Genomic DNA, 12300 nt, shown 5'->3' with positions numbered 1-12300 from the left:
CAATGGATCCAGACTGCTTTATGATATATTGAAGTGAAGACGAGCTTATTCCGTAAGACAACCCATTGCAAAGGAAGTATGAATCATGAATCTAGAGACGGTCATGCAGGAGCTTGAAGCTCTCGGCAAGGAACGCACCAAGAAAATATACCTATCCAATGGCGCGCATGAGCCGCTTTTTGGAGTAGCTACAGGTCAGATGAAGCCTATCTTCCGGAAAATAAAACGCAATCAGCCATTAGCGGAGGAGCTCTATGCTACAGGAAATTATGATGCGATGTACTTTGCCGGAGTGATCGCGGATCCTGAGGCAATGACTGCGGCGGACTTCGAGCGGTGGATTGATCAAGCCTATTTCTATATGCTATCGGATTATGTGGTAGCCGTAACGCTGGCAGAGACGGATATTGCACAAGAAGTCTCCGATAAATGGATTGCAAGCGATATAGAGCTTAAAAGGTCGGCAGGCTGGAGCTGTTATTGCTGGATGCTGGGGAATCGCCCGGACAGTGAATTCTCTGAAGCCAAAATTGCGGATATGCTGAAACTTGTGAAAAGTACGATTCATGATGCTCCTGAACGTGCGAAGTACGCGATGAATAATTTTATCTACACCGTGGGAGTATCCTATCAGCCGCTTCATGATAAAGCAGTTGAGATCGCAAAGGAAGTAGGCCCGGTGGAGGTCAATCGCGATTCTGGAAAGAGCAAGTTCTTGAATGCATCCATGAATATTCAAAAGGCGGTAGAGAAGGGGCAGATCGGCTTCAAACGGAAATATGTAAGGTGTTAGTCCTTAAATCTTGAGTGAATTACGAAGGGTTATGCGATGCCAAAAAACGATAATATGCTGGCAATATTGTGGCTGCTGAATTCGGGCGCCAAAATGACTGCCAAACAAATATCCGAAAAGCTAGAAATAAATATTAGAACTGTCTATCGATATATTGATGCACTATGTGCCAGTGGAGTGCCTATCGTATCTGATTCAGGTCATTATGGCGGATATAGCTTGCTCAATCATTTTATCAGAGCCCCACTGCTATTTGATATGGAGGAGAAAAAGGCACTCCTTCATGCTGCCATCTTTGCAAAAGAAGCTGGATATCCTCTGAGCAAAGTATTAGACAATGCGACATCGAAGTTGAAAAAGTATTCGAACCAGGAGCAGGAACGCACACTTAATCGTCAGTTAGCAGGGTTTGAAGTAATCAACCAAGGGGGAGCTCCTTCTATTCAGCCGGTATTGCTGGAATTGGAGCAGGCTGTAGAACAGGAATGCTCTCTAGAAATCGATTACCGCACAGTCCGGGAGGAGCAACCCAAGCATAGGGTCATAGACCCCTATGGGACAGTGAACTGGAATAATAAATGGTATACCGTTGCATTTTGCCACCTAAGGAATGAGCTCCGCATCTTCCGGGCAGAACGGATTGTACAAATCAAGCGTACGTCCATCCGATTTAAGCGTCCCGAAGCCTTTTCAGCTCGTGAGTTTGTTAAGCAAAACTTGCTGCCTGATTTGGTGGGCAATGACAGAGCGTTTTCTGTAATTATCGAGGGCAGAGCGGAGGCATTGGACGACTTATGTCGGCACGGGTTCTTGGGGCACTATTTGCAAGAGAGGACGGCAAATCAAGCAATCTTTCTACTTGAAGAAGAATCAATGGATACTTATGTTCCTCATCTTCTCTTATCCTATGGGAAATCGATTCAAGTTATCGAGCCACAGCTGTTGAAGGATAAACTTATTGCTGCTGCATCGGAATTAATGGAATATTATCAACGAAAATAACTTCACTGACAGCAGTTGTCAGTGAAGTTATTTTATGATGAAGACAATCATGGATTACCGATAGATGATGAGAATCCGTTGAATATTGGGTAGAGAAGGAGAACGTACACATGAGTAATACGGTATATCTGTATGTATTTGACACAATGTCAGACTGGGAGATTGGTTATGTAACTGCTGAATTGAATTCGGGAAGATTTTATAAGAAGGGGATGTCCCCCTCAAAAATTGTTGCTGTGGGGAATGAAAAGGCCCCTGTGACAACGATGGGTGGATTGAAGGTACTCCCTGACATTTGTCTGGATGAGTGCAGCTTGGCAAGTACAGATACATTGATTTTGCCTGGTGGAGATACATGGACAGCACCCATTCACCAACCGATCTTACAAGTTGCCCAGAGATGTATAGAAGAAGGTATACTGGTTGCCGCGATTTGCGGTGCCACAATAGGACTGGCCCAGACAGGATTGTTGAATTCTCGCGAGCACACAAGCAATGATCTGGAATACCTGAAGATGGTCTGTCCCACTTATGCAGGCGAGCAGCATTACAGGAGGGAGTCAGTTGTAACGGATGGGAAATTGATAACGGCATCTGGAGTAGCACCATTGGAATTTTCTGCACACATCTTGAGAGCATTGGGTGTGTTTTCAGAAACAACATTAGATGCTTGGTATAGTCTAAATAAGACCCATAAACCCCAATATTTCTTTGAGTTAATGAGCTCAATCCAATAAAAGTATCAGCATGAAACGAATCAGCTTCGGGTGAAACTAAAGTATGATCCGCATTATATGTTTCGTTTTGCCCAGAGTATTCCGGTGGAGCAGCAGGTCGGGATATATCGGATAAAGGGGTAACCTTTAACCTGCTCGACAGCTATGATACTGCAAGGCTGCTGACCCTCTGTAAATGAAGACAAAGAGGCTGCACGCCAGGTTACCTGGGTACAACCTCTTTTTCTATTTTTATGGCCCAATATATTTCACTGCAAACCATGAAAGCTAAACGAAGTTTCTTGTATCGTTATTACGTCCGAATTTGTACGTTGCAATCAGGAAGAAAACAACCGCAAAGGCGAATAAAATCGTCAGATGAAACCAGATATTGCCCATCGCTTCTCCGGACTGTAGTTTGTCGATCGACTGCAGCGCCCAACTCTGTGGCATGAAGTCGGAAATGCGACGCAGCATTTCAGGCATAATGCTTCTCGGGAAGAAGCAGCCCGCAAGCAGACAGGTTGGAGTCACAATCAGATTTTGAAGCGCTCCAGCCATCGCCGAGTTTTTGGAGAAAGCTACGATCACAAGCGACACGCTGACCGATACAAGCGCAAAAAGCGTTAGAATGAGTAGCATTTCCCCCATTGAGATTCCTGGATCTAGATTAAACACGACCCGCATGAAGAACAAAGCGACGATAATTTGCGCGATCATGACGATAATATTCACCAAAACATTTGCCAGCACATAGGTCCTCGCATTGATCGGAGAAGTGAGAATGCGGTAATAGGTTCGGTTCTCCCGGTTTTTCAAAATCAGCTCCGATAGCCCGGTCGCAGAGTTCATCATAAACAAGAGCAGAAACCCGATGGATTGAAACGACATTGCTTTGGTTACAGATGTATCATTTACGGACTGGGACGTCAGCTTAAAGTCCGAGGAATGGTAAGTGTCATACAGCTGCCGGAATTTGGCTTGGTCGCCTCCAGAAATTTTCGCCATTGCCGCGACATTATCGATATATCCGTGCAGCATCGATTTCATGTACGCCGTTACCTGAGCCCCTTTCACGGATTCGATGGAAATATGGCCCGGATTCCCGTTCAGCACGCTCTCCGAATAACCCGAGTCGATAATCAAGCCGCTGTCCAGCTTGCTCGCAGCCAGCTGTTCCTTTAACTCGCTTGCCGTGACGTTTACGATTTGTACATGGTCGAGACGCTGCACAAAACCGATCGTATCCGCCGCAATCTGTTGACCCTGATCATCGTTAACCACGCCAACCCGTAATTGTGTCTGCCCTTGTTGGCCATACAACAGTATGGAACCCAAAATGCCGATAATCGGCAGACCGAAATATATTAATAGCGCACTGCGTTTGCGAAATGTCGCAATCAGCGTTTTGGTAGCTAGAAACCAAATCTCACTCCACATGTTACAATCCCTCCCGGCGTCTCATCACGATAATCGATGCACCTAGAAACAATACGGCGAAGCTGATGTTTATGCAAACTACCGGCCAGGCTGCCGATACGTCATTTCCGTAAATCACTTGCGTCAGACCATGGTTAGCCCAGCGGATGGGTGACAGATTGATGAGGAATCCCATCAAGCCACTACCAGAATCATCGCCGATTGGGAAATAGGCTCCTCCGAAAAAAGACATGAGCTGAACGATCAAACTGACGACATTGCGACCCGCCCTGCCTTTTATCATATAGCCGCATGCAAGTCCAAGGCCCATCGCCATGATGACCACCGACAGCAGAACGATGGCAACGATCCCCATATGGCTGCCCCAATAAGCTTTAAACACATATTTGCTGAACAGGATCATCGCTATCACGCACAATACATTCGTCATCATTCCGCCCAAAATCTTGCCCGTAAAAATCTCGCCTTTACTTACCGGAGCTATGATAAGCCGATTTCCTGTGCCGCGACTGATCTCGCTCTGGATCAGCCCGCCTGCCGACATGGCTGCCCACATGCCAACCATCACGGTCATGGCGAGCGCATAATAATCGACGGAGCTTGGCGTTCGGTTCGGCGTTATGGACATTTCTTTGATGTAGTCTGTTCCGCCGGTCGCGAACACCGCCTCTGTCTGGGCCGGTTCGATCTTGGCTACCGCCACAGCCGCATTATATTTATCCGTAAAGGAAGCCAGCATCCCCTGCACAATATTGCTTGCGATCGTATCGCGGCTGCTGCCGTAAAGGGAAATTCCTTGCGGAGTCAACTCGATATAATCCACATAACGGTTATTCTCAACTTCCGTCCGTCCATCCATCCCGGGCTGAAGCGACTCAAACATCACTCCCGTTTTGCCTACTTCCTTCACAAAAGCGTTAAACGCTTGAGACAGCTCTCCGCCACCGGTAGAATCCTTCATCAAAACCTTCAGATCTCCGATTTTGACATCGGAACTGAATGCATTGCTCAGCGCCATCCCCAGGATTAACATGAGAACGATCGGGAAACCCAGCATGAACACCAGCGTACGCCGATCGCGGAGATCCTGCTTTATTTCTTTTAATGCAATCGATAATATATTCACCGTGGTAACCTCCTTTTCCGCGATCTATTAATCCCGTAAATTGCGCCCGGTTAATGTAAGGAATACCGTTTCTAAATTAGGCTCCTGTTCTTCAACCGCGCGGATTTCTTTGCCATTATCCATAAGCTGCTTCAATATCCGGTTCAGGTTATCTACCGCGGCATCACTCTGAATCCGAATTACCTGTTCATCCTGAAGTACATTACGCACCCCCGGAATGGTTTTTAAACCTTCGCTTTCCCCGCCTTGGGCCGATTTCAATTCAATGCGAATATCCTTGACGTCGGTGACCGTCGATTTCAGCTGCTCCTTGGTTCCCTCGGCGATGATTTTTCCATGATCCACAATAGCGATACGGGAGCAAATTTCCTCGACTTCCTCCATGTAATGGCTTGTGTAAATAATGGTGCAGCCGGATTCGTTCAGCTTTCGCACTGAGGTTAAAATATAATTGCGCGATTGGGGATCGATCCCTACGGTCGGTTCATCCATAATAATCAGCTTCGGTTTATGCGCAATGGCACAGGCGATGTTAAGGCGACGTTTCATCCCGCCGGAGAAATTTTTCGGAAAACTTTTGGCCTTGTCGCCGAGACCGACAAACGTCAGCGCTTCCTCTGTCCGCTCCTTCAGCTCGGTCCCCCGTAAACCGTACAGCCCTGCAAAAAAGCTTACATTCTCATACGCAGTCATATCCTCATAAATCGCTAAATCCTGGGGAACAACGCCGAGGTTCATTTTGGCAAAGCGGCTATGCTTCATGATGTCCTTCTCCAGAATTCGGATTTCCCCACTCGTTGGACGCAGCAGCGACGAAACCATATTGATCGTTGTGCTTTTGCCAGCTCCGTTAGATCCGAGAAAACCAAAAATCTCACCTTCCCGAATGGACAGCGACATATTATCAACAGCGATAAAATCGCCAAATTTCTTTGTAAGCCCCCGGATTTCCAATACGTTCATCTATCATTCACTCCGTTTCGTTGTGCTATCGATGTCTTTATCATAATAAAAAAGGATGCTCTTATATCAGTGCATAAGTTCATCCTTTTTACATGAGAAAATTCATATTTTGTTAGGTGAGGGATTAACGGCAAATGAGAAATTTCATTAGTCACCGTACGGAATCAGGGTCGTGATGCTAAAACCGCGGGTACCGTCGGCGACGACCGTCCCGTTGACGTGTGCAGTCCGCTCTTCCATCCCGATCAAGCCAAGGCCCTTGACGATTTTGGGGGCACCTTTGCCGTTATCGGCGACGACGGCTTTAATAAAACGGTTCAATACCCGGACTTCCACATGAACGGCCGAAGCTCCAGAATATTTGGCACTGTTGGTCAAAGCCTCCGTGACATTTTCATAAATAATTTTCCAATGAAGCGGAGTGATCTGATCGATGTTTCCATCATGGACGACCGAGGTCATGAGTCCCGTTTGGCCTGCAAAAGCTTCAACCGCGGTCTTCAAACGGCTGAACCCAAGCTGCTCCATGGGGGGCTTGTTATGTTTCAGCGTAATCCGGATTTCATCAATTGCTTCCTTGGAGATGCCGATCGCGTTTTGCAGCAGCGTCTCCGCTGTTGCCGCATCGCTGCCCAGAAGGCGTTTGGCCGCTTCCATCTGAATCAGGGCGCCGGTCATCGCATGCCCGATGCCATCATGAATTTCCTGAGCCAGCCGGTTGCGCTCCTCCAGCTTGACCATATATTCCGAAGCTCTGGCGTATTCCCGGTTTTCGTTGAGGCTTTTCGCCAGCTTCTGCACGTCCTTGCGCATCCGTTCAAGCTCATCCTCCTGTTTAATGACCCTCCCTATATAATGACGAACCATCACATAACCGAAGAAACTCCAAGCAGCTACAAAGGCATACAAAATCACCATTTCACCGCGCAAAAACAATATCGGAAGGAATACGGCGATCAGCAAATAACCGTTTTTCCGCGGATGAAAGGACGACAGCTCATTCATGCTAAACGGAAGCAGCAGTGCAAAATACGGATAGTGAACCGTGCAACCGACCAAATAGACAATAATTCCCAAAATAATTATCTGCTTGGTGACGCTCTTCTTCACGATATGCAAGACTAGATTCAGCGCCAAATAAATTAGAAAATAGAATACAAACCATGGATCGGCCGCTGCCGCCGTAAAATAAGAAGCGATGACAACAAACAGCAGCATGATCATTTTATTGCCAACCGTCCAAACTTCCATGCGATAGCCTTTCCCTTCTCTAACGGGTTTTGCCCGTCAGATAATAAATCGCAATCTGTGTCCGGTGCGATAGCCCGGTTTTATTCAAAATTGCTGTGATATAATTTGCCGTCGTTCCTTCGGAAATAAATATTTCCTTAGAAATCTCCTTGTTCGATAGGCCCTGCGCGATGAGCGACATGACATCCAGCTCTCGTTCCGTAAACAAACTGCGGTCGAAAGGCCCGTCATTGGGGGAACTCTGCTCCCTTTCAGGACTGATTCCTGCTTTCTGCTTTCCGAAGGATGCAGTCGGGACGGACACTTTACTCTCCGTCGACTCCCGGCTCCCTGACATCTGGGATTTGAGCTTTTCCAGCACCACATCCTGCAGGACGCTCTGCCCGTTGTGTATGCTTTTGATCGCATCGCGGATCCTCTCCGGGTCGGTGTTTTTCAGCAGATATCCCTTTGCGCCGAAGCGGATGGCATCCAGAATATATTCATCGTCATCAAACGTCGTTAAAATGAGCGGTTTGGTCGCTGTCTGCTCGCTAATCAGCTTGGTGGCCTCAACCCCGTTCATATTCGGCATCCGTACATCCAGCAAGGCAACATCCACCTCTTGAGCTTGGCAGTATTCGACGGCTTCTCGGCCGTCCTCTACTGTGGCGAGTACGTCGAATTCCCCGAATGTGGTTAAAATAATCTTCATCCCTTCGCGGATGAATGAGTTGTCATCGGCGATTAGTACGCGAATTTTCATCATACGCCTCCTTGCTTTATTTCAGCATGATTTCATAAACGGCTTCTTCCTGCTGTGTATCTTCGAACCATTCCGTGCCGGCGTATGTAAAACCTATTTTTTCAAGAATCCTGCTGGAATCCGCATTTTGAGGGTCAACAGAAGCATGGATTCGCTTCACGCCGCCATGATTTTTGGCAAGCTCTAAGCAAGCCTTTGCCGCTTCTGTCGCATATCCTTTTCCCCAGCTTGACTTGGCAAAATGATAAATGAGTTCAACCTCATGGACTTCTCCCGATATATTAAAACCGCCGGCTCCTATAACCATGCCCGTTTCTTTTTCCACCACCGCATAGACGGACAATCCTTTTGCCTGATGACATTCGCGGTAAGCTGTAAGACTCAAAGGCAGCTTCTCATGGGCGGCGGCACCAAGACAGTATCGCATCACTTCCTCATCGCCCCAAAACCGCTTAGCAGCCTCAACATCCTCTTCTTCAAAAACGCGCAGAGCAAGACGCTCGGTTTCAATTTCATATGCGGATTTCATGTTTTATCTCCTTCTTAATGGAATTCCATGGGCCTATCCCCAGATCTTTTGATATTTATTGTACTCAAAGGATATTTTTATGGGAAGAAAAAAAGTACAGCCCCCATCTGACGATGAAGCACTGTACTTCCATATATCATTAACTTTCTCTTTTAATTTTCTCTAACTCAGCAATTAATGCAGCATTCTCTCTCAATAAACTCGCATTCTCTTCCAATAACTTTTGTACGTCTGGGACATCCTTGGCAGAAATCCAGCCGTGCAGATCATCTCTTCTTTCATACTCTGGCAATTGATCGCGCATAACCATCTTAATGTGCCGTATGTCTTCAACATAATAGGTAGGTACTTCCTCAAATACGGATTGTTTAAACTCTTGGAGCCTCTCATAATACTCCCCTACTACAAAGTCGTATGGCTTTTGTCTTAATGCTTCATCTGTGACTACAAACGCAAATCTGGGTTTACCAACTTCGCCCGCATAATCATATTCCCAATGCGTATAACTCTTTGATTCATCATCAGGAAGCGTTAAACCATAGAATCCTCCGAGAATTAGAATATATATATCGGATTCATCGATCCATCTTTTCCTAATGCTCATCGGAGTTTCCTTGAAGAATAGCTCAACTCCTGCAGGAATATGCCCAGCTTTACGCACGGCTTCTACAGCGGTGTATCTTTCCTCAACCAAATCAGAAAAAGTAGACGATATGTAGACTTGTAGTTTTTTTTTCATAGGCCACCTTTATGAATTGAAATGAAATTAATATGGATCATACCGTCACATTACTTTATGTGTCAATATTGAACGATACTGTGTAGGTTACATGCGAAGGAAACGAGAGAGAGGGGTACATCGTCATCGTGATTTTGGGATGTAAAGAAGTGTATATCAAAGTAAACAACTATCTATTACTGCGCATAAAAATGTCTCATAAAATCTATGGTGAAGAGGCTACTTGGAATAATTGGGCGTCAGGGTCAGGCTCATGTACCAGACTTGTACAAACGTAATTGTCATTTCAATCTAAGAAATGGGGATGAAAAATGAAGCAGAGTCAAAGGTATCCAAGACGAGGTTCGTTGTTGTTATCACTTGTGCTAATCTTCTCGATTGTTTTTTCTGTCCATCCATCGGTACTGAATGCAGAGGGGGATACACCGCCGGAGATTACGCAAGGGCAGCCTTTGCCGGATGTCCCTATCCAGCCGGAACAACAAGAAGTGCCTCAGCCAGATCCCGATCCACAGCCACAGCCTGATTTCAATCAGCAGCCCCAATCTGATCTCGAGCAACAGCCACAGCCAGCCATAGAGCAGCCTCTTGACCTTGCCGCTGCGACGGGATATTTTCCACCCAACACCGCGGCATCTGGAAACGTGAAAAATATGGCCTTGTTGTACACCGGATATTACGGCGGACGAACGACATACGAGGGAAAAGAAATCGGCACGTATGACAAAAATACATTGTTGCCTTATGTTGCGCACTACAACAGCAATAATGTGATGGACGACACCTTCTTTGACTCGTTCCTGTTCCTAGGAATCAATACGCCTGACTATCGGGATTTCGGCGATTCGGCGGACCCTGCCAAGTTTACCTACAAGACGGATTGGGAGTGGTACATCAACCGTATTTTCACTGCCAATCAACAGCTGGACGCCCTGAATCAAGCTACCCAGCAGGTTGCAGCCACGCTAAACCAACCAAACTACAAATCCAAGGTATATATTATGATACCTTATCCCAACAGTAGAATAACCAATTTCGGGGATGTCGATAACGACGGCATCAGTGAAAATTTAAAAACCAATCCCAGCAACTTGACCAAGGTAACCAAATGGTATATCGACACCGTACGAAGCAAATGGAACCAAGCCCAATACAGCAACCTTGAATTAAAGGGTTTCTATTGGTTCCACGAAGATATAGACACCGGCAATCAGGGTGAGGTTAATGCGATCAATAACACTGGAAACTATCTGCACTCGCTTGGCTTGAAATATTGCTGGATTCCATACTTTGGTGCAGGACAAAGCAAAAACGCGCATAACTATACCTTTGATTTCAGTATCCAGCAGCCCAACCACTACTTCGTCCCGAGTTCAGACTATTCGAGAATGACCGCTGTTACTACCCAAGCTCAAACCTACAATCAAGGCATCGAAATGGAATTTGACGAGAGAGCGATGTCTGACCCCGATTTTAAGAACCGTTTCGATAATTACTTAAAGGCTGGCGCAGAATACGGGTACATGACAGGGGCGATCAAAGGCTGGTACCAAGATATCTTCGGTATATATAACCTCTATAAGAACAAGAACAACAACGGCGTAAGCGGCATTTATGACGGTAGACAAATGTACGAAGATATCTACAAATTCACCAAAGGAACGTACACGATTCCAGGAAACCTGGCAAGCGGCAAGACGGCTGTAGCCTCTTCCAGCCAAAGTTCTTCTGTATCCGCCGATAAGGCGGTCGACAATAAGTTCGGCACCAGATGGTCAAGCCAGCAATATACAAATACGGAATGGATTTACGTCGATCTTGGGCAAGCCTATAACGTTAACCGAGTTAGGCTGAACTGGGAGACCGCATACGGCAAGAGTTACAAAATACAAGTATCGAACGATGCAACCAATTGGACGGATGTCTATGCGACCACAACTGGCGTTGGCGGAGTCGACGATATTGGCTTTGTGCCAACAACGGCAAGGTATGTAAGAATGTACGCGACGGAACGAGGGACGATCTACGGGTACTCCCTTTACGAGTTTCAGGTATATGGGGATAGCGTTGGGTCCGCCACCACAGCGAATCTAGCGTTAAATAAGACAGCTTCGTCATCTTCCAACCAAGACGCAACTCTTACGCCGAACAATGTGGTGGACGGCAATGCGACGACAAGATGGTCTAGTCAGTTTACAGACTCAGAATGGGTAGCAATTGACCTCGGGCAGTCTTATAACATTAATCGAGTCATATTGAATTGGGAGCTTGCTTATGGAAAAGGCTACAAAATCCAAGTATCCAATGATGCGGCCAACTGGACGGATGTATATACCACGACAACGGGTAATGGGGGAATCAACGATATATTCTTTACTCCGGTGAATGCAAGGTATGTAAGAATGTACGGGACGCAAAGGGCGTACACCTTCTACGGATACTCCTTGTATGAATTCCAGGTTTATGGCAGCAAGCCAAATCTAGCGCTAAATAAATCGGCAACAGCTTCTTCCAATGAGACAGCCGCATATACGGCCGATAAAGCGGTAGATGGCAATCCGACGACAAGATGGTCCAGTCTATATTCCAACCCGCAATGGATCTACGTAGACCTTGGACAACAATATCGCGTCAATCAGGTCAAATTGAACTGGGAGTTTGCCTATGCGAAGGGCTACAGGATTCAGGTGTCGAACGATGCCCTCAATTGGGCGGATATGTATACGACATCGACGGGCGACGGCGGCATTGACGATATTTACTTTGAACCAGTAAATGCGAGGTATGTCCGCATGTATGCAACGAACCAGGGTACCGGCTACTGGTATTCGCTTTATGAGCTCGAAGTCTACGGCAGCTAATCCACTGGCCTTATGGTGTGGACTTTCCTAGACTGAAGCAGGTAAAACGCAAGTATGATCCCGATATAGTGTTTCGCTGTGCCCAAAGTATTCCGGTGGGGAAGCCGCCACGCCGCTAGGGCGGATTTCCCCCCA

The 12300-nt window shown here is 46.5% G+C and carries 12 protein-coding genes and 1 pseudogene; 6 read left to right on the top strand and 7 right to left on the bottom strand.

Going from position 1 to position 12300, the window contains the following annotated elements:
- Positions 1-85 precede the first annotated feature (85 nt).
- The 4 genes and pseudogenes from ABN764_RS08595 to ABN764_RS08580 all read left to right on the top strand — a co-directional run.
- Entirely contained in the window at positions 86-793 is a 708-nt protein-coding gene (locus ABN764_RS08595; protein WP_446671593.1) for a DNA alkylation repair protein, read from the top strand.
- A 36-nt stretch (positions 794-829) separates the two neighbouring features.
- Entirely contained in the window at positions 830-1795 is a 966-nt protein-coding gene (locus ABN764_RS08590; RefSeq protein WP_446671592.1) for a helix-turn-helix transcriptional regulator, read from the top strand.
- Positions 1796-1905: 110 nt separating this feature from the next.
- Positions 1906-2532: a type 1 glutamine amidotransferase family protein gene (locus ABN764_RS08585; RefSeq protein WP_315746608.1), complete on the top strand. Its 627-nt coding sequence runs from the start codon at positions 1906-1908 to the stop codon at positions 2530-2532.
- Between the two features lie 27 nt (positions 2533-2559).
- A pseudogene (locus ABN764_RS08580) lies at positions 2560-2655 on the top strand (BBE domain-containing protein); the annotation flags it as partial.
- Positions 2656-2799: 144 nt separating this feature from the next.
- On the opposite strand, the gene ABN764_RS08575 reads toward ABN764_RS08580, so the two are convergent.
- The 7 genes from ABN764_RS08575 to ABN764_RS08545 all read right to left on the bottom strand — a co-directional run bounded on the left by ABN764_RS08575 (position 2800) and on the right by ABN764_RS08545 (position 9304).
- Positions 2800-3951 carry an ABC transporter permease gene (locus tag ABN764_RS08575; RefSeq protein WP_446671591.1) on the bottom strand — a complete coding sequence of 384 codons (1152 nt, stop codon included), beginning with the start codon at positions 3949-3951 and terminating at the stop codon, positions 2800-2802.
- A gap of 1 nt (position 3952) precedes the next feature.
- A complete protein-coding gene (locus tag ABN764_RS08570; RefSeq protein ID WP_446671590.1) occupies positions 3953-5077 on the bottom strand; it encodes an ABC transporter permease in 1125 nt (374 codons plus the stop codon).
- A gap of 27 nt (positions 5078-5104) precedes the next feature.
- Entirely contained in the window at positions 5105-6040 is a 936-nt protein-coding gene (locus tag ABN764_RS08565; protein WP_446671589.1) for an ABC transporter ATP-binding protein, read from the bottom strand.
- Between the two features lie 147 nt (positions 6041-6187).
- Positions 6188-7291, bottom strand: coding sequence for a sensor histidine kinase (locus ABN764_RS08560; RefSeq protein WP_446671588.1), 1104 nt, complete (start codon positions 7289-7291; stop codon positions 6188-6190).
- A gap of 19 nt (positions 7292-7310) precedes the next feature.
- Positions 7311-8036: a response regulator transcription factor gene (locus tag ABN764_RS08555; RefSeq protein ID WP_072730965.1), complete on the bottom strand. Its 726-nt coding sequence runs from the start codon at positions 8034-8036 to the stop codon at positions 7311-7313.
- 16 nt (positions 8037-8052) lie between these two features.
- On the bottom strand, positions 8053-8565 hold the full coding sequence (locus tag ABN764_RS08550; RefSeq protein WP_268624301.1) for a GNAT family N-acetyltransferase: 513 nt from the start codon (positions 8563-8565) through the stop codon (positions 8053-8055).
- A gap of 139 nt (positions 8566-8704) precedes the next feature.
- Positions 8705-9304 (bottom strand): DUF4062 domain-containing protein, encoded by a 600-nt coding sequence (locus ABN764_RS08545; RefSeq protein WP_446671587.1) that lies wholly within the window; start codon positions 9302-9304, stop codon positions 8705-8707.
- Between the two features lie 311 nt (positions 9305-9615).
- Here ABN764_RS08545 and ABN764_RS08540 point away from each other — a divergent pair, with 311 nt between their 5' ends.
- Together ABN764_RS08540 and ABN764_RS08535 are read left to right on the top strand one after the other, a co-directional pair.
- Positions 9616-12165, top strand: a complete 2550-nt coding sequence (locus ABN764_RS08540; RefSeq protein ID WP_446671586.1) for a discoidin domain-containing protein — start codon at positions 9616-9618, stop codon at positions 12163-12165.
- A gap of 17 nt (positions 12166-12182) precedes the next feature.
- Positions 12183-12284 carry a BBE domain-containing protein gene (locus ABN764_RS08535; protein WP_446671585.1) on the top strand — a complete coding sequence of 34 codons (102 nt, stop codon included), beginning with the start codon at positions 12183-12185 and terminating at the stop codon, positions 12282-12284.
- Positions 12285-12300 lie beyond the last annotated feature (16 nt).

Origin of the sequence: Paenibacillus wuxiensis (assembly GCF_040195695.1) — a bacterium.
Lineage (GTDB): Bacteria > Bacillota > Bacilli > Paenibacillales > Paenibacillaceae > Paenibacillus_B > Paenibacillus_B suaedae.
Note: the sequence above shows the minus strand (reverse complement) of the source record. Positions and strands in the feature narration are given on the sequence as shown.

What these genes read in the sequence shown, in the direction of transcription:
- ABN764_RS08595 (WP_446671593.1), top strand. Translation starts at nt 86, where the DNA reads ATGAATCTAGAGACGGTCATGCAGGAGCTTGAAGCTCTCGGCAAGGAA.
- ABN764_RS08590 (WP_446671592.1), top strand. Translation starts at nt 830, where the DNA reads ATGCCAAAAAACGATAATATGCTGGCAATATTGTGGCTGCTGAATTCG.
- ABN764_RS08585 (WP_315746608.1), top strand. Translation starts at nt 1,906, where the DNA reads ATGAGTAATACGGTATATCTGTATGTATTTGACACAATGTCAGACTGG.
- ABN764_RS08575 (WP_446671591.1), bottom strand. Translation starts at nt 3,951, where the DNA reads ATGTGGAGTGAGATTTGGTTTCTAGCTACCAAAACGCTGATTGCGACA.
- ABN764_RS08565 (WP_446671589.1), bottom strand. Translation starts at nt 6,040, where the DNA reads ATGAACGTATTGGAAATCCGGGGGCTTACAAAGAAATTTGGCGATTTT.
- ABN764_RS08560 (WP_446671588.1), bottom strand. Translation starts at nt 7,291, where the DNA reads ATGGAAGTTTGGACGGTTGGCAATAAAATGATCATGCTGCTGTTTGTT.
- ABN764_RS08555 (WP_072730965.1), bottom strand. Translation starts at nt 8,036, where the DNA reads ATGAAAATTCGCGTACTAATCGCCGATGACAACTCATTCATCCGCGAA.
- ABN764_RS08550 (WP_268624301.1), bottom strand. Translation starts at nt 8,565, where the DNA reads ATGAAATCCGCATATGAAATTGAAACCGAGCGTCTTGCTCTGCGCGTT.
- ABN764_RS08545 (WP_446671587.1), bottom strand. Translation starts at nt 9,304, where the DNA reads ATGAAAAAAAAACTACAAGTCTACATATCGTCTACTTTTTCTGATTTG.
- ABN764_RS08540 (WP_446671586.1), top strand. Translation starts at nt 9,616, where the DNA reads ATGAAGCAGAGTCAAAGGTATCCAAGACGAGGTTCGTTGTTGTTATCA.